The organism is Martinezella sp. CNPSo 3890, from assembly GCF_057784455.1.
The window spans coordinates 1-20,414 of the sequence record NZ_JBXSOR010000020.1; the positions used below are offsets into that span (position 1 = coordinate 1).

Annotated in this window: 21 protein-coding genes and 1 pseudogene; 12 read left to right on the top strand and 10 right to left on the bottom strand. The window is 58.8% G+C overall.

Annotated elements, in window-relative coordinates; translation table 11 throughout:
* Nucleotides 1–249, top strand: a pseudogene (locus AC13RC_RS29610) (transcriptional regulator); the annotation flags it as partial.
* A gap of 57 nt (nt 250–306) precedes the next feature.
* Here the strand turns inward: AC13RC_RS29610 and AC13RC_RS29615 are convergent.
* From AC13RC_RS29615 to iolG, 4 genes are all read right to left on the bottom strand, one after another.
* Nucleotides 307–930, bottom strand: coding sequence for an ATP-dependent Clp protease proteolytic subunit (locus AC13RC_RS29615; protein ID WP_488559415.1), 624 nt, complete (start codon nt 928–930; stop codon nt 307–309).
* A gap of 45 nt (nt 931–975) precedes the next feature.
* Nucleotides 976–1,335 carry an SRPBCC family protein gene (locus AC13RC_RS29620; protein ID WP_113351776.1) on the bottom strand — a complete coding sequence of 120 codons (360 nt, stop codon included), beginning with the start codon at nt 1,333–1,335 and terminating at the stop codon, nt 976–978.
* Complete coding sequence (locus tag AC13RC_RS29625; protein WP_113395413.1) at nt 1,332–1,646, bottom strand: metalloregulator ArsR/SmtB family transcription factor; 315 nt, start codon at nt 1,644–1,646, stop codon at nt 1,332–1,334. Before AC13RC_RS29625 ends, AC13RC_RS29620 begins: the two co-directional genes overlap by 4 nt.
* 152 nt (nt 1,647–1,798) lie before the next feature.
* Nucleotides 1,799–2,791: an inositol 2-dehydrogenase gene (iolG, locus tag AC13RC_RS29630; RefSeq protein ID WP_488559416.1), complete on the bottom strand. Its 993-nt coding sequence runs from the start codon at nt 2,789–2,791 to the stop codon at nt 1,799–1,801.
* Between the two features lie 231 nt (nt 2,792–3,022).
* Here iolG and AC13RC_RS29635 point away from each other — a divergent pair, with 231 nt between their 5' ends.
* Nucleotides 3,023–3,283 (top strand): hypothetical protein, encoded by a 261-nt coding sequence (locus AC13RC_RS29635; RefSeq protein ID WP_113389009.1) that lies wholly within the window; start codon nt 3,023–3,025, stop codon nt 3,281–3,283.
* On the opposite strand, the gene AC13RC_RS29640 is transcribed toward AC13RC_RS29635, so the two are convergent.
* Nucleotides 3,284–3,757, bottom strand: a complete 474-nt coding sequence (locus AC13RC_RS29640; RefSeq protein ID WP_113351777.1) for a hypothetical protein — start codon at nt 3,755–3,757, stop codon at nt 3,284–3,286.
* Between the two features lie 61 nt (nt 3,758–3,818).
* Nucleotides 3,819–4,826, bottom strand: coding sequence for a LysR family transcriptional regulator (locus AC13RC_RS29645; RefSeq protein WP_113332147.1), 1,008 nt, complete (start codon nt 4,824–4,826; stop codon nt 3,819–3,821).
* A gap of 274 nt (nt 4,827–5,100) precedes the next feature.
* On the opposite strand from AC13RC_RS29645, the gene chvE reads away from it, so the two are divergent.
* The 8 genes from chvE (at nt 5,101) to AC13RC_RS29685 (ending at nt 14,228) form a co-directional block, all read left to right on the top strand.
* Nucleotides 5,101–6,165 (top strand): multiple monosaccharide ABC transporter substrate-binding protein, encoded by a 1,065-nt coding sequence (gene chvE / locus AC13RC_RS29650; protein ID WP_069612777.1) that lies wholly within the window; start codon nt 5,101–5,103, stop codon nt 6,163–6,165.
* A 105-nt stretch (nt 6,166–6,270) separates the two neighbouring features.
* Entirely contained in the window at nt 6,271–7,809 is a 1,539-nt protein-coding gene (mmsA, locus tag AC13RC_RS29655) for a multiple monosaccharide ABC transporter ATP-binding protein (protein WP_113332148.1), read from the top strand.
* Nucleotides 7,806–9,014 carry a multiple monosaccharide ABC transporter permease gene (mmsB, locus tag AC13RC_RS29660; RefSeq protein ID WP_113332149.1) on the top strand — a complete coding sequence of 403 codons (1,209 nt, stop codon included), beginning with the start codon at nt 7,806–7,808 and terminating at the stop codon, nt 9,012–9,014. Before mmsA ends, mmsB begins: the two co-directional genes overlap by 4 nt.
* Nucleotides 9,015–9,131: 117 nt before the next feature.
* Complete coding sequence (araD1, locus tag AC13RC_RS29665; RefSeq protein ID WP_488559454.1) at nt 9,132–10,130, top strand: AraD1 family protein; 999 nt, start codon at nt 9,132–9,134, stop codon at nt 10,128–10,130.
* Between the two features lie 66 nt (nt 10,131–10,196).
* Complete coding sequence (locus AC13RC_RS29670) at nt 10,197–11,630, top strand: aldehyde dehydrogenase family protein (protein WP_183813830.1); 1,434 nt, start codon at nt 10,197–10,199, stop codon at nt 11,628–11,630.
* Between the two features lie 62 nt (nt 11,631–11,692).
* The gene (gene araD, locus AC13RC_RS29675) at nt 11,693–13,438 is read left to right on the top strand and encodes an L-arabinonate dehydratase (RefSeq protein ID WP_113351781.1); all 1,746 of its coding nucleotides are present in this window, start codon (nt 11,693–11,695) and stop codon (nt 13,436–13,438) included.
* A gap of 137 nt (nt 13,439–13,575) precedes the next feature.
* Nucleotides 13,576–13,821 (top strand): type II toxin-antitoxin system Phd/YefM family antitoxin, encoded by a 246-nt coding sequence (locus AC13RC_RS29680; protein WP_113332151.1) that lies wholly within the window; start codon nt 13,576–13,578, stop codon nt 13,819–13,821.
* Nucleotides 13,818–14,228 carry a type II toxin-antitoxin system VapC family toxin gene (locus AC13RC_RS29685; protein WP_269244980.1) on the top strand — a complete coding sequence of 137 codons (411 nt, stop codon included), beginning with the start codon at nt 13,818–13,820 and terminating at the stop codon, nt 14,226–14,228. Before AC13RC_RS29680 ends, AC13RC_RS29685 begins: the two co-directional genes overlap by 4 nt.
* 9 nt (nt 14,229–14,237) lie before the next feature.
* Here the strand turns inward: AC13RC_RS29685 and AC13RC_RS29690 are convergent, their stop codons facing one another.
* Genes AC13RC_RS29690 through AC13RC_RS29700 form a run of 3 tightly spaced genes read right to left on the bottom strand, consistent with a single transcriptional unit; the run spans nt 14,238 to nt 17,432 of the window.
* Nucleotides 14,238–15,062: a transglutaminase-like domain-containing protein gene (locus AC13RC_RS29690; RefSeq protein ID WP_113332152.1), complete on the bottom strand. Its 825-nt coding sequence runs from the start codon at nt 15,060–15,062 to the stop codon at nt 14,238–14,240.
* A gap of 12 nt (nt 15,063–15,074) precedes the next feature.
* Nucleotides 15,075–16,016 (bottom strand): alpha-E domain-containing protein, encoded by a 942-nt coding sequence (locus AC13RC_RS29695; protein WP_113332153.1) that lies wholly within the window; start codon nt 16,014–16,016, stop codon nt 15,075–15,077.
* A gap of 6 nt (nt 16,017–16,022) precedes the next feature.
* Nucleotides 16,023–17,432, bottom strand: a complete 1,410-nt coding sequence (locus AC13RC_RS29700; RefSeq protein ID WP_113332154.1) for a circularly permuted type 2 ATP-grasp protein — start codon at nt 17,430–17,432, stop codon at nt 16,023–16,025.
* Between the two features lie 397 nt (nt 17,433–17,829).
* Between AC13RC_RS29700 and AC13RC_RS29705 the strand changes: the two genes are divergently transcribed.
* Nucleotides 17,830–18,723 (top strand): DMT family transporter, encoded by an 894-nt coding sequence (locus AC13RC_RS29705; RefSeq protein WP_113351784.1) that lies wholly within the window; start codon nt 17,830–17,832, stop codon nt 18,721–18,723.
* A 3-nt stretch (nt 18,724–18,726) separates the two neighbouring features.
* On the opposite strand, the gene AC13RC_RS29710 is transcribed toward AC13RC_RS29705, so the two are convergent.
* Complete coding sequence (locus AC13RC_RS29710) at nt 18,727–19,635, bottom strand: DMT family transporter (RefSeq protein WP_488559455.1); 909 nt, start codon at nt 19,633–19,635, stop codon at nt 18,727–18,729.
* Between the two features lie 209 nt (nt 19,636–19,844).
* Here AC13RC_RS29710 and AC13RC_RS29715 point away from each other — a divergent pair, with 209 nt between their 5' ends.
* Nucleotides 19,845–20,387, top strand: coding sequence for a GNAT family N-acetyltransferase (locus AC13RC_RS29715; protein ID WP_488559417.1), 543 nt, complete (start codon nt 19,845–19,847; stop codon nt 20,385–20,387).
* Nucleotides 20,388–20,414 lie beyond the last annotated feature (27 nt).

Here is a 20,414-nt window from a genome sequence, read left to right on the forward strand (position 1 = left end):
CACGAAAGAATGCCGATCGTCATCACAGGGCCGGGCGTACGCTACTATGATCTGCTGATCGAGGGCATAACCGAGGGCTTGGCGGAATCGCACGTCGTGCGCATGGAGGGCATGCCGGAGCTGCGTGTTATCGCCGACGAGCCGACGCTTGTCTTCGAAGGGCATCTGAACCGCGCATTTTCGATCATCGACAATGATATCGTGAAGAGGGGAGCTGCGATCGTGGAGCTGCGCGATCAGGCGGGTTGAGAGGTGAGGGCGGCGCAAGGCTTGGCAATGCGCTTGGCCGCAGGGTCGTCATCCCGATCAATCTGTCAGGCCCAAAGGCTGTTCGTCTTCGCGGACCTGAAGAATACGGTCGATCAGCCCCCATTCCAGAGCCTCTTCCGCCGTCATGAAGTGGTCGCGGTCCATGGCGCGTTCGAACTCTTCATAGGAGCGGCCGCAATGTTCGGCATAGAGCCGCGTCATGCGATGCTTCGTTCGCCTCATTTCTTCCGCGTGGATAAAGATGTCCGATGCCTGTCCCTGGAAACCGCCCAATGGCTGGTGAATATGGATGCTGGCATTTGGAAGCGCGGAGCGCTCACCCGGCTGGCCCGACATCAAGAGGAAGGAGCCCATCGAACGAGCGGTTCCCATGCATAGCGTATGCACCGGCGCACGAACATAACGCATGGTGTCGTACATTGCCAGACCGCTGGTCACGACACCGCCGGGCGAATTGATGTAGAGATGGATCGGTCTCTTGGGATTTTCGGCTTCGAGAAACAGCAGTTGCGCGCAGACGAGGGCGGAGACGTCATCGTTCACCTCGCCATTCAGGAAGATGATTCTCTCGCGCAACAGGCGGGAATAGATGTCGAAAGACCGCTCCCCTCTGCTGGACTGCTCGACGACCATAGGGACGAGTTGCATCGCTTCGCGCATCGGCGAACTCCAATGTTATTGAAAATTGTTGATCTATTCAGAACGTCAGGCGGCGCGCATGACGGTCAGGCTGTTATTGTTTGCCGCAGCCTTTTCAGTCTCACGAAGCCGAACGTCATCGAGCTCGTGGATGATCCGCAGGCAGGTGCCGCCGTTTGCGTTCGAAGATATCTTGAAAGTCACGATGCTTTCGAGGAAGGGCGGTGTGTCGTCCCGCAGCCTGTAGCTGACTTCTTTGCCCGGCGTGACTGATATCGACTCGGGACTGGCCAAGGCCTCCTGCGGCAGCCAGTTTTGGCGAAGCTCAGGGGTGCTGATTGCACGCCAGACTTTTTGCGGCGGTTCGCTGAGCTGGTATTCCAGCGCGATGCCGTTCTTTCGCTCAGGGATCTTGAGATTGTTCATTGATCCATATCCTTCAGCAACAGCTTGAGAGCTTCGATGCGGGCGGGCCAGTATGCGCGGTATTTCGCCAGCCACTGGGCGATGAGGGCAAGTCCCTCCGGATCGACCTCGTAATTCACGAAACGCCCCTGTCGTTCTTCCCTGACCAGCCCGGCACTCCGCAGAACCGCTAAGTGCTGCGACATCGCCGGCTGGCTGATGTCGATACCTTCGCGCAGAGTGCTGGCATTCATGCCGCCCGTCGCCAGCTTTTCGAAGATGGCGCGGCGGGTCGGATCGGCCAAAGCCCGGAATATCTCATTCTCTATCATGGCAACAGATAAGCATAGACTTATCTGATTCGCAAGAGATTTCCATCGAAGCCTCTCGGGAGCTCCAGATCGCGCCAAAGAAAAAGTCCGCCGCGAATGGAGATCGCGGCGGACTTTTGGGAGGATCACATTCCTTGAGGAATGGAGGCGGCTTAGTCGATCTTTACCAGGCGGCCTTCCTTGACGGACTGCAGCGCGGCATCCGCCAGCTTCAGTGCGGCAAGGCCATCGGCGCCCGATGGTGTGATGGCCGCGCCCTTTTCGACAGCGGCGATGAAGCTCGCGATCTCGTTGGCATAGGCTTCGGTGTAGCGTGTCATGAAGAAATCATGCAGCGGCGGGCGGGTGTAGCCATCGCCGTTGGCGACTTCGATGGAGAAGGGGCGCTGGTTTTCAGCGGAAACCAAGCCCTTCGAGCCATGGATCTCGATCCGCTGGTCGTAGCCGTAGGTGGCCCGGCGCGAGTTGGAGATAACAGCCTGCTTGCCCGACGCCGTCTGAAGAATGACGGAAACGCTGTCGTAATCGCCGGCTTCGCCGATTGCCTTGTCAACCAGAACGGCGGCAGTTGCAGTGACGGCAACCGGTTCTTCGCCGAGCAGGAAGCGGGCCATGTCGAAATCGTGGATGGTCATGTCGCGGAAAATGCCGCCGGAGCGCTTGATGTAATCGACAGGCGGGGCGCCCGGATCGCGCGAGGTGATCGTCACCATCTCCACGGTGCCGATGCGGCCTTCGTCGATCGCCTTTTTCACAGCCATGAAATGCGGGTCGAAGCGGCGGTTGAAGCCGACCATCAGCTTGCCCTTGGTTTCCTCGACAACCTTGATGCAAGCCTTGACGCGTGCGACGTCGAGATCGATCGGCTTTTCGCAGAAGACGGCCTTGCCGGCACGTGAAAAGCGCTCGATCAGGTCGGCGTGGGTATCGGTCGGCGTGCAGATGACGACGGCATCGATATCCTTGGCGGCTTCGATCGCCTGGATGGTGCGGACTTCGCAGCCATAGGCGGCGGAGATGGCTTCCGCAGCCACCGGAAACGCATCCGCAACGGCGACGAGCTTGGCGTTGGCATCGCCGCTGACGGCTTTCGCATGCACCTTGCCAATGCGTCCTGCACCGAGCAGACCAAATCTGACAGTCATTTCTACCTCCCTGAATTCGGAATAAATGGACCGAATATAAATCTCTATGGAATTTTCATTCCATTTTCCGGTGGCGGCGTCAAGCCGCCTGAACTTCACAATTCTCAAAATCACCGTTCGATGCCGGCTTAGCCGAAATCCGCTCAAGGAGCCTTATTTTATCCGGACGGCTTCACAATTTTCCCGATGATGCGCTAAAGACATGTCTTCTTGAATAGGCAAAAGAGACCCATGCAACTGATCGATCCCAGCCATCCGCTCTACAAGCCGCTTTGGGTGCGCATCCTCATCGTGGCCGTCTGCTTTGGCTGGGCAGCCGTCGAAACGCTCGGCTCGCAGCCGTTTTGGGCGATGCTGTCGGGTGCGCTCGGCGCCTATTCGGCCTGGATGTTGCTTCTGAATTTCAAACCACAACCACCCGAAGCGACCAGTGCTGCGCCCGCGCAAGACGAGCCCGCCGAGGATGACGAACCGGCAGACGACAAGAAATAATCACCGCCTGAGGCGGCGTATGGCTTCGTCGATCAGCTGATTGGCGAGTGTCATGCGGGTCGTCGCCTGTTCGCGGAAGAGGGTGGCGACGCTGTCTGGATGATTGGCCTTGGCGAAGTTACGGCGCTTTTCCTGCAGAGTTTCGCGTGTGAGGTCGGAGGTGATTGCGAGTTCGGCTGCAACCTCTTCCCGTGACGTTCGGCTGAGATGCTCGGGCATGACCGGCGGCTCCGGTTCTTGCGGCGCGGGTTCGGGCTTTGGTTCCAATTCAGGCAGGATGACGGGATCGCCAAGATTGTCGCGATAGGCTTCATCGGGCCGTTGCGCCCCGGGGGTCTCGCCGCCCAGAACCGTTGCTGCAAAGCTGACGTTCAGGCCGCGGACGCGATGCGCGGCCTCTTCCTTTTCTGAGCCGTCCTCTTCGCTGTCGAGACGGTCGAGCACGGATTGAAACAATGATTGCTTGAACAGCATGTGTGATCTCCACGCCAAGCTTCATAGGAGTGGAAGTTGGCGCGGAGCTTATGGCTTGCACTTATGTCAGCGAGAGATGCCGGCTCTCTTCCAGGATCATGTCATGCAGCAGACGTGCGCTCGGTGGCATGGCGCGTTCGCGCGCGGTGATAAGGCTATAGGGCCTGACGTCGATATCGAAATCGATCGGCAGGATAGAGGATTCGCCGGCCTGAGATGTCTGCCCGCAGATGAATTGCGCCATGTCGAGCGCGATCGGCGCAATCGCATCCGTCTTGCAGACGACCGCAAGCGTCAGAAGCAGAGACGAAGTGTTGACGACGTTTTCCGGCAAGGGCACGCCTGCGGCAAGGAAGATGTCCTCCACCTTGCGGCGAAGCAACGTGCCCGGAGGCTGGAATACCCAATCGTAACCGGCCAGATCATGCAGGCCGGCAACGCCCTTCTCAAGCAGCGGATGCCCATTGCGGACCACCAGGCAGGCTTTCTCGACGCCGATCTCATGGGCGGTGAACAGACGCGGATCGAGATCATCCGGGATGCGGCTGATAATGAAGTCGTGGCGGGCGGCGAGCAGCTCGCGCGCGAGCACATTACTGTTCTCGACCTCGATATTGATCTCTATGCCAGGATAGGTGCGTGTCACGCGCTGGATCGCCGGGACGACAAGGCTGATCGCCGGCGCGGTCACAGCCCCCAGAAAGACCGAGCCGCCCTTGCCGGTCCGTAAGGCACCAAGCTCCCGGCCTGCCTCGCGCAGCTCCAGCAGGATCTTGCGCGCCCGCTTGGCGAGAGCGAGGCCGAAAGGGGTCAACACGACGCCTCTGGCGACACGCTCGTAAAGCGGGCTTTTGACAATCGACTCCATTTCTGAGAGCATGCGTGAAGCTGCAGGTTGTGACATATTCATGGACTCAGCGGCCGCAGAAATTTGCCCGTGATCCTCGATCGTGACGATCATGCGCAGGTGATTGAGCTTCAAACCGGCTTTCAACAACGCATCGTCGCGAAAATTGTCGGAATGAATCTCAATGCCATCGCTCACATAATCGTTATATATTTTCTCCATAACGGCCAATTTTCCCCTTCATCGGCAAAAAAGTACTATTTTTTAACATTATACCAAACTTGGTATATGTTGAGCCAGTTATTCTATTTGACAGTTATACGAAATCGTACGAGTTTGCCGATTGTGCGCTGGGTACAGCTCATAAACCGTGAGAGCGTGGAGGAGACCTACTTCGTTTCTCACAATTAGAAGTAAATCATTCCTTCTACGGAACCTGCCGCAGTTTCGGGCGGGCATTTTTTGTCCGCCGCATTTATCAACAAGGGAGAGAGTAATGAAATCCATTATCTCATTGATGGCCGGCGCTGCGTTCGGCGTCGCTACGCTGGTGGTACCTGCCTTCGCGGCGGACAAGGGCACGGTAGGCATCGCCATGCCGACCAAGGCTTCGGCTCGCTGGATCGATGACGGCAACAACATCGTCAAGCAGCTCCAGGCTGCCGGTTATGGCACCGACCTGCAGTATGGCGACGACGACATTCCGAACCAGCTCTCGCAGATCGAGAATATGGTCACCAAGGGCGACAAGGTCCTCGTCATCGCTTCGATCGACGGCACCACGCTGTCCGACGTTCTGCAGAAGGCTCACGATGCCGGCATCAAGGTCATCGCCTATGACCGTCTGATCCGCAACAGCCCGAATGTCGACTATTATGCGACCTTCGACAACTTCAAGGTCGGCGTCCTGCAGGCAAACTCGATCGTCGACGCTCTCGGCCTCAAGGATGGCAAGGGCCCGTTCAACATCGAGCTGTTCGGCGGTTCTCCGGACGACAACAACGCCTTCTTCTTCTACGACGGCGCAATGTCGGTCCTGAAGCCGTACATCGACAGCGGCAAGCTGGTCGTAAAGTCCGGCCAGATGGGCATGGACAAGGTCGGTACGCTGCGTTGGGACCCGGCAACGGCCCAGGCCCGCATGGACAACCTGCTGTCGGCCTACTACACCGACGCTCATGTCGATGCGGTTCTGTCTCCGTATGACGGCCTGTCGATCGGTATTCTCTCCGCGCTCAAGGGCGTCGGCTACGGTTCCGGCGGCGTGAAGCTTCCGATCGTCACCGGTCAGGACTCCGAAATCCCGTCGGTCAAGTCGATCATTGCCGGCGAGCAGCACTCCACGATCTTCAAGGACACCCGTGACCTCGCCAAGGTTACCGTCAACATGGTCAACGCCCTGATGGAAGGCAAGACGCCTGAAGTCAACGACACGAAGACCTACGACAATGGTGTCAAGGTTGTTCCGTCCTACCTGCTGACCCCGGTCGCAGTCGACAAGACCAACTACGAGAAGGTCCTCGTTGAGGGCGGTTACTACAAGGCTGACCAGCTGAAGTAATTTTTCAATAGACCGGTCAGGGCTCGCTGAAAGGCGGGCCCTGGCTTTCATATTTAAGACGATCGCGCGGTCTGCTATGTTCAGTCGCGGCGTTGGATTTGGACAATGGACAATACCATTCTCGAAATGCGGAACATCACCAAGTCGTTCCCCGGTGTGAACGCCTTGGAAAATGTCAATCTGAAAGTCCGTCAGGGCGAGATCCATGCCTTAGTTGGCGAAAACGGAGCCGGCAAATCCACCCTGATGAAGGTGCTTTCAGGCGTTTATCCGGCCGGCACCTATGAAGGCGACATCTACTACGATGGCGGGGTCCGCCAATTCAAGACGATCAGGGATTCCGAAGACATCGGCATCATCATCATCCATCAGGAGCTGGCGCTCGTTCCGCTTCTGTCGATCGCCGAGAACATTTTCCTGGGCAATGAGGTCGTCGCCAATGGCATGATCAATTGGCAGGAGACTTTCAGCCGGACCAAACAGCTTCTTTCCAAAGTGGGCCTCAAGGAATCTCCGAACACGCTCGTGACCGACATCGGCGTCGGCAAGCAGCAGCTCGTCGAGATCGCCAAGGCCCTGTCGAAGAGCGTCAAGCTGCTCATTCTCGACGAGCCGACGGCATCGCTGAACGAAAACGATTCCGATGCGCTGCTCAATCTCCTCATGGAGTTCCGCAAGCAAGGCATCACCTCGATCATCATCACGCACAAGCTCAACGAAGTGCGCAAGGTGGCCGACCAGATCACTGTGTTGCGCGACGGCATGACGGTGAAGGCGCTGGACTGTCACGAAGAAGAGATCAGCGAAGACATCATCATTCGCAACATGGTGGGGCGCGAGCTTGCCGACCGCTATCCGCCGCGTTCGGTGCCGATCGGCGAAACGATCTTCGAAGTGAAGAACTGGAATGCCTTCCACCAGCAGCATCGCGATCGCCAGGTTCTGCACAATATCAACATCAATGTGCGCAAGGGCGAAGTGGTCGGCATTGCCGGTCTGATGGGCGCGGGCCGTACCGAATTCGCCATGAGCGTCTTCGGCAAGTCCTATGGCCACAAGATCAGCGGCGAGGTCTTCCTGGACGGCAAACTGGTCGATACCAGCACGGTGCGCAAGGCGATCGATGCCGGTCTTGCCTATGTGACCGAAGACCGCAAGCAGCTCGGCTTGGTTCTGACCAACAGCATCCTGCACAACACGACGCTTGCCAATCTGCTTGGCGTTTCCAAGGCGACCGTCATTGACGACGTGCGCGAGTTGCAGGTGGCGACGAACTATCGCTCCAAGCTGCGTATCCGTTCGGCCGGCGTCTTCCAGGAAGCGGGCAACCTCTCCGGCGGCAACCAGCAGAAAGTGGTGCTGTCGAAATGGCTGTTCTCGGACCCGGACGTCCTGATCCTCGATGAGCCCACACGCGGCATCGACGTCGGCGCCAAATACGAAATCTATTCCATCATCAACCAGCTTGCCGCCGACGGAAAGGGTGTTCTGATGATTTCATCGGAAATGCCCGAGCTTCTCGGTACCTGCGACCGCATCTACGTCATGAACGAGGGTCGAATTGTTGCCGAACTGCCGAAGGCAGAGGCAAGCCAGGAGAGTATCATGCGCGCTATTATGCGCTCAGGGGAGAAGCATCAATGAGTTCGGCCAACCCAGCCACGGAAAGCAGCCACGTCGTTTCAATCGGCGACCATATCCGCAACAACATCCGCGAATACGGTATGTTGATCGCGCTCGTCGTCATCATGCTGCTGTTTCAGTACTTGACGAACGGCGTTCTCTTCAGGCCGCAGAACCTGACCAACATCGTCCTGCAGAATTCGTTCATCGTCATCATGGCGCTCGGCATGCTGTTGGTTATCGTGGCCGGCCATATCGACCTTTCGGTCGGTTCCGTCGTCGGCTTCGTCGGGGCGGTTGCGGGCGTTCTGGTCGTGCAGATGCATATGAATCTTGCGCTCGCGACGGTCATTTGTCTGCTGATGGGGGCCGCGGTCGGCGCCTGGCATGGGTATTTCATTGCCTACCACCGCATTCCATCATTCATCGTGACGCTGTCAGGCATGCTGGTTTTCCGTGGCCTGACCTACACGATCATCAACACAACCGGTAACGGCAGCAGCATCGGTCCGTTCCCGCCGGCATTCCAGATCGTTGCGACGGGCTTCATTCCGGATTTCGCCGATATGGGCGGTATCCACTCGACGTCGATCTTACTGACCGTCGCCATCCCGATCGTCATGTTCCTGCTGTCATGGCGGCGCCGTACCGTTAACGAGAAGCACGGTATCGATGTCGAGCCGTTCAGCTTCTTCCTTGCCCAGAATCTGGTGGTTGCCGCTGCGACCATCTTCATCGGCTATCAGATCTCTTCCTACAGAGGCCTGCCGAACGTTCTGGTTCTCATGCTGCTTTTGATCGCGCTCTACAGCTTTGCCACGCAGCGCACGACGATCGGTCGCCGCATCTATGCGATGGGCGGCAATGAAAAGGCGACGAAGCTCTCGGGTATCGATACCCGCCGCCTGACCTTCTACACCTTCATCAACATGGGCATCCTGGCGAGCATCGCCGGCATCATCATCGCGACACGCCTGAATTCGGCAACCGCAAAGGGCGGCGACGGCCTCGAACTTGACGTCATCGCGGCCTGCTTCATCGGCGGTGCGTCGGCCTCCGGCGGCGTCGGCAAGGTGACGGGTGCCGTTATCGGCGCTTTGATCATGGGCGTACTGAACCAGGGCATGTCGATCCTCGGATACCAGACGGACTCCCAGAAGATGATCAAGGGTGCGGTCCTGCTCGCTGCCGTGTTCATCGACGTCTACAACAAGAACAAGGGCTGATCGCTTAAGCGACCAGCCGAGACTTTAAAACCAAATCCATGACAGAGTCCGGCTCTCGCTGAGAGCCGGAACGGGAAACTGCATCCAATCTCTGTCTGTTAGGAAAGGATGAAAGACATGCTCATCTCGCAGATCAAGGGTTCGAACGGCGAGATCGTCGTTGCGGTCCGCAACGGATCCGGCGAAGCTGCCAAGGTCGTCGTCAATGGCGGTAGCGTCTACAAGCTTGCGATGGAGGCCGCCGATAGCGGCAAGTCGCTGGCATCGGTGATCGAGGCACATGGTCTCGGTGAGGCGATCGATCTCGAAAAAGCCTATGCAGAGGGCCGTTTCCTGCCGCCGATCACGCATCCGGACGCTGCGCACCTGCACCTGACCGGCACCGGTCTGACGCATCTCGGCTCTGCCGCGACGCGTGATTCCATGCACAAGAAGACGACGGAAGCCGCTGAGGAGACGCTGACCGACTCCATGAAGATGTTCAAGATGGGCATCGAGGGTGGCAAGCCGAAGGCGGGCGAGAAGGGCGTTCAGCCCGAGTGGTTCTACAAGGGCAATGGCTATGGCGCTGCGGCCCCGGGTGCGGCACTCGTATCTCCATCCTTCGCGCTCGATGGCGGCGAAGAGCCGGAAATGGCCGGTATCTATGTCATCGCCAAGGACGGCACGCCGTTCCGTATCGGATTTGCGCTGTCGAACGAATTTTCCGATCACGTCACCGAGCGGATCAACTATCTCTATCTCGCCCATTCCAAGCTGCGTCCGGCAAGTTTCGGCCCGGAAATCCGCATCGGAGTGGCGCCGGAAGATATTCGCGGCACGTCCCGCATTAAGCGCGGCGACAAGGTGATTTTCGAGAAGCCTTTCCTCTCCGGCGAAGCGAACATGTCGCATACCTTCGCGAATCTTGAATATCACCACTTCAAATACGGCATCTTCCGCGTTCCAGGCGATGTGCATGTGCATATGTTCGGCACTGCGACGCTTTCGTTTGCGGAAGGCATCAAACCGGAAGTCGGCGATGTCTTCGAAATCGAAGTTGGCGAGTTCGGCCTGCCGCTGCGCAATCCGCTGGCGATCGATGCCGAGGAGAATGTGGCTGTTCGCCAGTTGTAATGCATCGAGCCCGGCCGCAAGGGATCGGCCGGGCGTCTTCAATACGATCCAGGAAGGCATGACGCCATGACCATTCATCAGAACTTGATCGCCGGGGAGTGGACGGGGACGAACGGCACCGAGAACATCAACCCGTCGGATACGAACGAGGTCGTCGGCCTCTATGCGAGCGCAAGCGCGCAGGACGTCACGGATGCGATCGCTGCTGCGAAGGCTGCTTTTCCGGCCTGGTCGCGCTCCGGCATTCTAGAGCGCCACACGATCCTGAAGAAGGCCGGCGAGGAGATCCTGGCGCGCAAGGACGAACTCGGCGCGCTGCTTGCTCGCGAAGAAGGCAAGACGTTGCCCGAGGCGATCGGCGAAACGATCCGCGCCGCCCAGATCTTCGAATTCTTCGCCGGCGAGGCGCTGCGCCTGGCAGGCGAGGTGCTTCCTTCGGTGCGTCCGAACATCGGCGTCGAGATCACCCGCGAGCCGCTCGGCGTCATCGGCATCATCACGCCCTGGAACTTCCCGATCGCTATTCCCGCCTGGAAGATCGCGCCGGCGCTCTGCTACGGCAACACCGTCGTCTTCAAGCCGGCCGATCTAGTGCCCGGCTGCTCATGGGCGATCGTTGATATCCTGAACCGCGCCGGTCTGCCGAAGGGTGTGCTGAACCTCGTTATGGGCAAGGGTTCGGTCGTCGGCCAGGCAATGCTCGACAGCCCGGTTCTTTCCGGTATCACCTTCACCGGCTCGGTCGGCACCGGCAAGCGCGTGGCGCTGTCTTCGGTCGAGCATGGCCGCAAGTATCAGCTTGAGATGGGCGGCAAGAACCCGATGGTGGTGCTTGACGATGCCGATCTGACGGTTGCCGTCGAGGCGGCCGCCAATTCTGCCTTCTTCTCGACCGGCCAGCGCTGCACGGCTTCGTCGCGTCTCATCGTCACCGAAGGCATTCACGACAGGTTCGTGGCGGCGCTGACGGAGAAGCTGAAGACGCTCAACGTCGACAATGCCATGAAGTCGGGCACGCATATCGGCCCGGTCGTCGATGCCAAGCAGCTGAAGACGGATACGGACTATATTGAGATCGGTAAACAGGAAGGCGCCAAGCTTGCCTTCGGCGGCGAGCTCGTCAGCCGCGACACGCCCGGCTTCTATCTGCAGCCGACGCTCTTCACGGAAGCGACGAACCAGATGCGCATCAGCCGCGAAGAGATTTTCGGGCCGGTCGCTTCCGTCATCCGGGTGAAGGATTACGAAGAGGCGCTGGCCACGGCCAACGACACGCCGTTCGGCCTGTCCTCGGGCATTGCCACGACGAGCCTGAAGCATGCGACGCATTTCAAGCGCAATGCGGAAGCGGGCATGGTGATGGTCAACCTGCCGACGGCGGGCGTCGATTTCCACGTGCCGTTCGGAGGCCGCAAGGGCTCGTCCTTCGGCCCGCGCGAGCAGGGAAAATATGCCGCCGAATTCTTCACCACCGTCAAGACGGCTTACACGCTCGCCTGATCATCGATTTTAAAGCCCAGGCGCGAACGAGGCTGTCTGGGCGACGCAAAGGGTACTGAGACATGAAAAAGAAAGCTGAATGGCCGCGCAAGCTGCGCTCTTACGACTGGTTTGGCGGCACCGGCAAAAATGCGATCATGCATCGCTCCTGGATGAAGAACCAAGGCCTGCCGGCCGATACATTCGACGGTCGTCCGATCATCGGCATCTGTAACACCTGGTCGGAGCTGACGCCTTGCAACGCGCATCTGCGCGATCTCGCAGAGCGCGTGAAGCGCGGTGTCTACGAGGCGGGCGGTTTCCCCGTGGAATTCCCGGTCTTCTCCGTCGGCGAAAGCACGCTGCGCCCGACGGCCATGATGTTCCGCAACCTCGCTGCCATGGACGTGGAAGAAGCGATCCGCGGCAATCCGGTCGATGGCGTCGTGCTGCTCGGCGGCTGCGACAAGACTACGCCGAGCCTGCTGATGGGCGCGGCTTCGGTCGACATCCCGGTCATCCTCGTTTCCGGCGGTCCGATGCTGAACGGCAAGTGGCGCGGCAAGGATGTCGGTTCCGGCACGGCGATCTGGCAGTTCTCGGAAATGGTGAAGTCCGGCGAGATGTCGCTGGATGAATTCATGGATGCGGAGCAGGGCATGGCCCGCTCGGCCGGCAGCTGCATGACCATGGGCACGGCCTCGACGATGGCGTCGATGGCCGAAGCGCTCGGCATGACCTTGCCCGGCAATGCCGCGATCCCGGCTGTCGATGCGCGCCGCCGCGTCATCTCGCAGCTTTCAGGCCGCCGCATCGTCGACATGGTCAAGGAAGACCTGAAACCATCGGACATCCTGACCAAGGAAGCCTTTGAGAACGCGATCCGCGTCAACGGCGCCGTCGGCGGCTCGACCAACGCCGTTCTGCACCTCCTCGCGCTTGCCGGCCGCGTTGGCGTCGATCTGTCGCTGGATGATTGGGATCGTCTCGGCCGCGAAGTGCCGACGATCGTCAACCTGCAGCCGTCGGGCAAGCACCTGATGGAAGAGTTCTACTATGCCGGCGGTCTGCCCGTCGTCATCAAGGCGGTTGGCGAGATGGGCCTGCTGCACAAGGACGCGATCACCGTGACCGGCGATACGATCTGGGCCGGCGTCAAGGATGTGGTCAACTACAATGACGACGTCATCGTCCCGAAGGAAAAGGCGCTGACGCAGTCGGGCGGTATCGCCGTTCTGCGCGGCAATCTTGCGCCGAAGGGTGCTGTCCTGAAGCCGTCGGCTGCATCGCCGCATCTGATGCAGCACAAGGGTCGCGCTGTCGTCTTCGAAAGCATCGAGGACTATCACGCCCGTATCAACCGCGATGATCTCGATATCGACGAGAACTGTATCATGGTGCTGAAGTATTGCGGCCCGAAGGGTTATCCGGGCATGGCCGAAGTCGGTAACATGGGCCTGCCGCCGAAAGTGCTGAAGAAGGGCATCACCGACATGATCCGCATTTCCGATGCGCGCATGTCCGGTACGGCCTACGGCACCGTCATCCTGCACACCGCTCCGGAAGCTGCCGACGGCGGCCCGCTGGCGCTGGTGCAGAACGGCGACATCATCGCCGTTGACGTTCCCGCCCGCACCATCCAGCTCGAAGTATCGGATGATGAACTGGCCAAGCGCCGCGCTGCATGGGTTTCTCCGGTCAAGCCGCTCACCGGCGGTTACGGCGGTCTCTATGTCAAGTCGGTCATGCAGGCAGACACCGGCGCCGACCTCGACTTCCTCGTTGGCCCGCGCGGCTCGGAAATCCCGAACAATCGCGATAGCCATTAAAGGCTTATCTTCTGGAATTGGAAAAAGGGGCGGGACGAGGGTTCGGCCCCTTTTTCGTTACTGGGACTTCGAGGCGGCATTGACTATTTTGCACGAAATGACCATGTTTTATGTACATCTGTACGGGAATAGTGTCCATGTCTGTCAAATCTGTCGGTGCAGCCGAATTCAAGGCAAAATGTCTTCATCTGATCGATCAAATGGGCGATGATGGAGAGCCTATTATCATTACGAAGCGTGGAAAGCCGGTCGCTCTGCTGACTCCTGCGTCGGAGAAAACAGATCGCCCCAGCATTATCGGCGCGATGAAGGGTACTGTCCTCCATTATGACGATCCGTTCCTGCCCGCTATCGATGCTGAAGAATGGGACGCGACGCGTTGATCGTCATCGATACGCATATTCTGATCTGGGCTATGCACGACGATCCTAGGCTGAGTGCTCGGGCTCGTAAGCTTATCGATGAAACGACGGCGCGCAGTCGCATTTTGGTCTCCGCGATCACTCCTTGGGAAGTCGCTATGCTTGCAGAGAAAGGGCGTATCGCACTTGGTGATGACGTTGGCCGTTGGCTCGCCACGGCACTGGCTTTGCCTGGTTTGGAGCTAGCTCCCATAGAGCCACAGATCGCGGTGGACAGCGTTCGGCTGCCGGGTGAATTCCATGCCGATCCGGCAGACCGAATTATCGTGGCGACAGCACGCTTTCACCGTATTCCGCTGCTGACAGCCGATGATGCAATCCTTCGCTATGGCGGCAAAGGCCATGTCGAGGTTTTTTCGGCAGAATGAATTTGCCTATCAGCTCTGGCTTTGGCTCTGACTTTGCCCCTGGCTCGCGACCGTCACCTTGACCATAAGGGTTTCGCCCGGCGTGCCGATGCGCATGCCCGAGACAGGTGCCGCATCCCGATAGCATAGGCCGGTCGCGATGCGGACATAACGGGCATCGGGGCAGACGTTGTTGGCCGGGTCGAAGCCGACCCAGCCGAGGCCGGGAACGTGTGCTTCGGCCCAGGCATGCGTCGCAGCCTGCTCGTTCTTGCCTTCCATCATCAGGTAGCCGGAGACGTAACGGGCCGGGATCTGCAACGCACGGGCGCCAGCTAGGAAGATATGGGCGTGGTCTTGGCAGACGCCGCTCTTTGCCTCCAGTGCCTGCTCCGCCGTTGTCTCCGTATTGCTGGTGCCCGGCTTGTATTCCACGGTCTCGTGGATCGCTTTCATCAGCGCATGCATCTTACCGAGCTCGTTGTCGCCTGAAACGCTACGCAACAGCTCCCTCGTCAGCTTGCCTGCCTTGGTGCGTGGTGATTCCCGCAGAAAGAGCCAGAGGGGGCTGAAGCCCACATGTGGGCCAATCACGCCGTTCAGATCCTGTGTCTCGACTTCGCCTGAGGCAATGATCTTCGTTGCGTCCTGCTGCCCATCGAGCGACACCAGCGTGGCGCGATTGCCGAACTGGTCGTCGTATTCCACCTCGGGCTTGGCGCCTTCAACCGAGAGCTTCCAGTCGATGACCGTCTGTCCCACGCCGGTCAGCGGCGTCAGGTGCAGTCGCTGCAGCGAGAATTGCGCCGGCTCGTCGTAGCGATATTCTGTGATGTGGCTGATCGTCAGTCTCATGATATCGCCCGCCTATTCGTAGAACCGGTAGCCGTCGGAAATTTCGGCGCCCAACTGGTTGTTGCGTGCGACGAAATCCTCAAGGAACTCATGCAGGCCCTGGTCCATGATGCGCTTGATCGTCAGCTTTTGCAGCGACTGGCGGATGGCTTCCGCCGTATTGTGCGCTGGCAGCTTTTTTTCATATTCGGCGCTGAGATAGCCGATATTGCTGACGATCTTTTCATAGCAATAGGCGAGCGAACGCGGCATTTGACCATTGAGGATCAGGAAGTCGGCAATGTTCGCCGGCTTGTATTCCGGATCATAGGCCCATTTATAGGCCCGGTGCGCGGAGACTGATCTGAGGATCGATTCCCATTGCGCGTTGTCGAGCGAGGAGCCGACATGCGAGACGGATGGTAGCAGCACGTAATATTTGACATCGAGGATGCGTGCCGTGTTGTCTGCGCGCTCGATGAAGGTGCCGATGCGGGCGAAGTTATAGAGCTCGTTGCGCAGCATCGAGCCGTGGAAGGCGCCGCGGATGAGGCCCGCTCGCTGCTTGATGACGTCGATCGTCTCAGGCAGCTCGGCCGTCTTCAGCTTCTTGCCGAGCAGCGACTTCAGCTCGATCCAGCATTCGTTGGTCGCCTCCCACGTGTCGCGGGTCAGCGCCGTGCGCACCATGCGGGCATTGTTGCGGCCATATTCGATGCAGGACATGACGCTCGACGGATTGGAGCGGTCGCGCATCAGATAATCGATCGCGTCGGCGCCGGTCAGTTTGTTATGCACCTCATCGTAGGCTTCGCGCACGCCGGCGCTTTGCAGGACTCCATCCCAGTCGTCATCGACGGCATCGCTGCGGGTCAGCGACATGCGCTGGCCGGCGTCGACAAGGCGGGCTATGTTTTCGGCGCGCTCGATGTAACGGAACATCCAGTAGAGGCCATTCGCGGTTCTTCCCAGCATGTCCGATCAGTCCTCCAGAACCCAGGTATCTTTGGTGCCGCCGCCCTGGCTGGAATTGACCACCAGCGAGCCTTCCTTCAGCGCCACGCGGGTCAGACCGCCGGGGATGATCCGCACCTTGTCGGAGACGAGGACGTAGGGCCGCAGATCGACGTGCCGCGGCGCAATACCCTTGTTGACGAGGATAGGCACGGTCGAGAGCGAAAGGGTTGGCTGCGCGATGTAGTTGTTCGGCTTGCTCTTGAGCTTTTCGGCAAAGGCCGCCCGCTCCTTTTTCGTGGCCGTCGGTCCCACAAGCATGCCGTAGCCGCCGGACCCGTGGACTTCCTTGACGACGAGATCGGCGAGGTTATCGAGCACATATTGCAAGCTGCTGGGTTCCGAACAGCGCCAGGTCGGCACGTTTTCAAGGATCGGCTTGCGGCCGGTATAGAATTCGACGATCTCAGGCATGTAGGAATAGATCGCCTTGTCGTCGGATATGCCGGTGCCGGGTGCATTGGCGATGGTGATATTGCCGGCGCGATAGACATCCATGATGCCGGGAATGCCGAGTGCGGAATCCGGGCGGAAGGTGAGGGGATCGAGGAAATCGTCGTCGACGCGGCGGTAGAGCACGTCGATCGCCTCATAGCCGCGCGTCGTACGCATCTTCACCTTGCCGTCGATGACGCGCAGATCCGAGCCTTCCACCAGTTCCACGCCCATCATGTCGGCCAGGAAAGAATGTTCGTAATAGGCCGAGTTGTAGATGCCGGGCGTGAGCACTGCGACGCGCGGCTTGCCGGTGCAGCCGGGAGGCGCGAGCGATGCCAGGCTCTGGCGCAGCAGCAGTGGATAGTCCTCGACGCGCTGCACCTTGTTCTGGTGAAACAGCTCGGGGAACATCTGCATCATCGTTTCGCGGTTTTCCAGCATGTAGCTGACGCCGGAAGGGGTGCGGGCATTGTCCTCGAGCACATAGAACTGGTCTTCGCCGGTGCGCACGATATCGGTGCCGACGATATGGGTGTAGACGCCGCCCGGCGGGCGGAAGCCGATCATTTCAGGCAGGAAGGCGTCGTTCTTTTCGATCAGTTCGCGCGGGATGCGGCCGGCGCGGATGATTTCCTGCTTGTGGTAGATGTCGTCGAGGAAGGCGTTGAGGGCGACGACCCGTTGTTCGATGCCCTGGGCGAGTTTGCGCCATTCGCGGCCTGATATGATGCGGGGGATGATGTCGAAGGGAATGAGCTTTTCGGAGGAGTCTGCGTGTCCGTAGACCGCGAAGGTAATGCCCGTTTTTCGGAAGATGGTTTCCGCATCGCGGGATTTGGCAATGAGGTGGCCCCTGTCCTGGCCTGAGTACCACTCGAAGTATTTCTCGTAAGGCGCGCGCGGACTTTCATCCGCAGTAATCATTTCATCAAATGCCAAAGGTGCGGTCCCCGTGTTTTTACCCATTTGAATACAACGGTTTTTACAATGCAAGAACTATGCGCAGTTGCCATCGCGAATTTCTGAATATCGAAAAATGCCGGATTTACAGGCATTTAAGAGTAATCAGGTTGTTGCCTGCCAGCTCTTGTCGCAATGTTTGGATCAAAATTTGAGCATCTGCTTCTTTTGCGGACTGAGTGCCTGGGTGGTGGCTAAGGTTTCTGAAACCACGGCGGTGGTTGGCCGGACGTGAAGAAAAATTGATCGCTGTTTTCAGCAGATCGATTTTGACCGCACAGCCGCTATCGGCTATCAGCCTTCAACCCCTCCGCGCGACACCCCGAGTCGACCAGGATTCCGGATCCCAAGCGCCACATATATCGGTCCGATTCCCATGTCCCTCGATAGGCTTGCGCCCGCGATTTTTGTCCTTCTCTGGTCCACCGGCTGGATCGTCGCCAAATATGCTTCGCTGCATGCGGGTCCCTTTACCTTCCTGATGATCCGCTACAGCCTTTCGGCGCTTGCTTTCGTGCTGCTCTGTTCGATCGTCCGCGCCCGATGGCCACGCGACTGGACGAGCGTGTTTCGGGCTGTCTATTCAGGGATTTTCCTGCACGGCATCTATCTCGCGGGCCTTTGGTGGGCGATTGCCGAGGGCGTGCCGGCCGGCATTTCCGGCATCATTGCGGCACTGCAGCCGCTGATGACCGCCATGGCTGCGCCGCTTCTTGTCGGCGAGCGGCTGCGGCCGATCCAGAAGGTCGGTCTGCTTCTCGGTTTCCTCGGCATTGCAATCGCGATCTCGCCCAAACTCCTGGCGACGGATACGGCCAACCTCTGGCAATCGGCGGTGCCGCTTGTTGTCAATCTGCTGGCTATGGTCTCGGTGACTTATGGCACGCTCTATCAGAAGCGGCACCTTCAGACAGGCGACCTCAGAACCATTGCGACCCTGCAATATGTCGGCGCGCTGATCGTGACCGTTCCCTTGACCTTCATCTTCGAAGATTTGCACTTTGACGGCACGCAGACAGCGATTTTGTCGCTGCTCTGGTCGGTCTTCGGCCTGTCCATGGGCGCCGTCGGCCTGCTGCTCTATCTCATCCGCCGCGGGCAGGTGTCGCGCGCCGCATCGCTGATCTACCTGATGCCGCCGGCCGTCGCCATCGAGGCCGCTATCGCATTCGGCGAGCCGCTGACGCTGCCGATTATCGTCGGCACGGTGATTGTGGTGATCGGTGTCTACCTCACCAATCGGCGTCAGGCGGAAGTCGTGCCGGAATAGGCTCTACGACTTCTTCAGGGCATCGCTCCGTTGCCGCCATCGTAAGAGCCTGCCATCGACAACTACCAGGCTGGAGACGATCAGAGCCAATCCGAGGAATTCGTAAGGTTCCAGACGTTCTCCAAGGAATGCGGCGCTCAAGATGATCGCGCTCGCCGGCACGAGCAGCGTCACCAGCGACGCATTTGTCGCCCCGGCGGAGGCGATGAGATTGAAATAGAGAATGAAGGCGAAGGCAGTCGTTACGATTGCAAGAGTCCCAATGGCCAGCCAGATCGAGATATTCGTACTTATGATTTCGCCCGGATCGTAGAGAAGAAGGACGATCGGTATCATAACGATGGTGGAGGCGGTCAACTGGCCGGCGGCAACAACGACCGGCTTGATATCCCGAAATCGCTTCGCGAAAACGGCCGCGAATGCATAGGAAATTGCCGCTCCGATGACCGCAAGCTTTGCCCATGTCGGTCCGCCCAAATTGGCGAAGAGCCATGGACCGATCATAATGGCAGCGCCGCCAATCCCCAGAGCCACGCCGGCGAGCTTGCTGGCGGAGAGCTTTTCGTCAGCCGTCAGCAGATTTGCGACCAGGACTGTCCAGAGGGGCGTTGTCGCGTAGAGCACCGAGGCAAGGCCTGCTCCGATCTCCGTTTGGCCGCTGAATATCAGAGAAAACGGGATGACGTTGTTGAGCAGTGCGAGACCCAGGAACGAAGCTGATCTGGCAATAGCGGGAGCAAAGGAAATGTTACGCAGGCGCAACCAGACATGCAGAACAAGCGCGGCAATCGAAACCCGATAGAGCACCAGCGCCAGCGGCGGGATTTCTGCCACCGCTATACGGGCAAAGAAAAATGATCCGCCCCACAACGCGCCGAGAAGCAGGAGCTGCCCCCAGTCGTTTGCCGACATCGGCCGCGTTGCCGTCTTTTGCAATGCACCGCCTCCCAATCCTCCAAACATGCTCTAGACTATGCCGGGAAGCGTCTGCAGGCAGGAAACAGTCATCCAAACATTGTTCGCCAAGAGAAATGAGAAAGCCGGGTTGCTTCGAAGTTTCGAATTTACTCTCATGACTGCGTCCGCAGTCTTCATGCAGGCCGTCAACGGAGGAACTATTGATGGCGATTGAGATTCGGCCTGCTGTCGACGGCGATTTGTCGGGCATTGCCCGTGTCGTGGTCGATGTCTGGAGGGCGACTTTTGCCGGGCTGTTGCCGGAGGATTTCCTAAAGGGCATGTCCTATAGACATCAGGAGCAGCGCCATCGCCGCTATCTTGGTCATGCCGGCATTGCTTATTACGTGGCGGAAGACGAGAAAGGCGAGGTTGTCGGATTTGCGAGCGGAGGGTCAAGCCGGCATTCGGGCTTCCCGCAGGAAGCTGAAGTTTACGCGCTTTATCTTCTGCCTCGCTATCAGCGCCGCAAGATCGGTTCGGCTCTCTTTACTGAAGTGGCGCGAGCTCTCAAAGATATGGAACATAAAGGATTGCTGGCGTTGGCATTGGAGAACAATCCAAACAGGGGTTTCTACGAGCGCCTGCGCGGTCGACCAGTGGCGACGGGGTCGCTTACATTCGGCGAAACCGCAATCGGTCAGATCGCATATGTTTGGGATGATCTCCCGGCTTTAATCGAAAGCCTGCAAAGCCAGGCGGAATAACCAAAGAAAAAGGGGCCAATCGGCCCC

Bases quoted from the DNA above. Each gene is read 5' to 3' on its own strand.
- AC13RC_RS29615 (WP_488559415.1), bottom strand. From the start codon at position 930: ATGCGCGAAGCGATGCAACTCGTCCCTATGGTCGTCGAGCAGTCCAGC.
- AC13RC_RS29620 (WP_113351776.1), bottom strand. From the start codon at position 1,335: ATGAACAATCTCAAGATCCCTGAGCGAAAGAACGGCATCGCGCTGGAA.
- AC13RC_RS29625 (WP_113395413.1), bottom strand. From the start codon at position 1,646: ATGATAGAGAATGAGATATTCCGGGCTTTGGCCGATCCGACCCGCCGC.
- iolG (WP_488559416.1), bottom strand. From the start codon at position 2,791: ATGACTGTCAGATTTGGTCTGCTCGGTGCAGGACGCATTGGCAAGGTG.
- AC13RC_RS29635 (WP_113389009.1), top strand. From the start codon at position 3,023: ATGCAACTGATCGATCCCAGCCATCCGCTCTACAAGCCGCTTTGGGTG.
- AC13RC_RS29640 (WP_113351777.1), bottom strand. From the start codon at position 3,757: ATGCTGTTCAAGCAATCATTGTTTCAATCCGTGCTCGACCGTCTCGAC.
- AC13RC_RS29645 (WP_113332147.1), bottom strand. From the start codon at position 4,826: ATGGAGAAAATATATAACGATTATGTGAGCGATGGCATTGAGATTCAT.
- chvE (WP_069612777.1), top strand. From the start codon at position 5,101: ATGAAATCCATTATCTCATTGATGGCCGGCGCTGCGTTCGGCGTCGCT.
- mmsA (WP_113332148.1), top strand. From the start codon at position 6,271: ATGGACAATACCATTCTCGAAATGCGGAACATCACCAAGTCGTTCCCC.
- mmsB (WP_113332149.1), top strand. From the start codon at position 7,806: ATGAGTTCGGCCAACCCAGCCACGGAAAGCAGCCACGTCGTTTCAATC.
- araD1 (WP_488559454.1), top strand. From the start codon at position 9,132: ATGCTCATCTCGCAGATCAAGGGTTCGAACGGCGAGATCGTCGTTGCG.
- AC13RC_RS29670 (WP_183813830.1), top strand. From the start codon at position 10,197: ATGACCATTCATCAGAACTTGATCGCCGGGGAGTGGACGGGGACGAAC.
- araD (WP_113351781.1), top strand. From the start codon at position 11,693: ATGAAAAAGAAAGCTGAATGGCCGCGCAAGCTGCGCTCTTACGACTGG.
- AC13RC_RS29680 (WP_113332151.1), top strand. From the start codon at position 13,576: ATGTCTGTCAAATCTGTCGGTGCAGCCGAATTCAAGGCAAAATGTCTT.
- AC13RC_RS29690 (WP_113332152.1), bottom strand. From the start codon at position 15,062: ATGAGACTGACGATCAGCCACATCACAGAATATCGCTACGACGAGCCG.
- AC13RC_RS29695 (WP_113332153.1), bottom strand. From the start codon at position 16,016: ATGCTGGGAAGAACCGCGAATGGCCTCTACTGGATGTTCCGTTACATC.
- AC13RC_RS29705 (WP_113351784.1), top strand. From the start codon at position 17,830: ATGTCCCTCGATAGGCTTGCGCCCGCGATTTTTGTCCTTCTCTGGTCC.
- AC13RC_RS29710 (WP_488559455.1), bottom strand. From the start codon at position 19,635: ATGTCGGCAAACGACTGGGGGCAGCTCCTGCTTCTCGGCGCGTTGTGG.
- AC13RC_RS29715 (WP_488559417.1), top strand. From the start codon at position 19,845: ATGGCGATTGAGATTCGGCCTGCTGTCGACGGCGATTTGTCGGGCATT.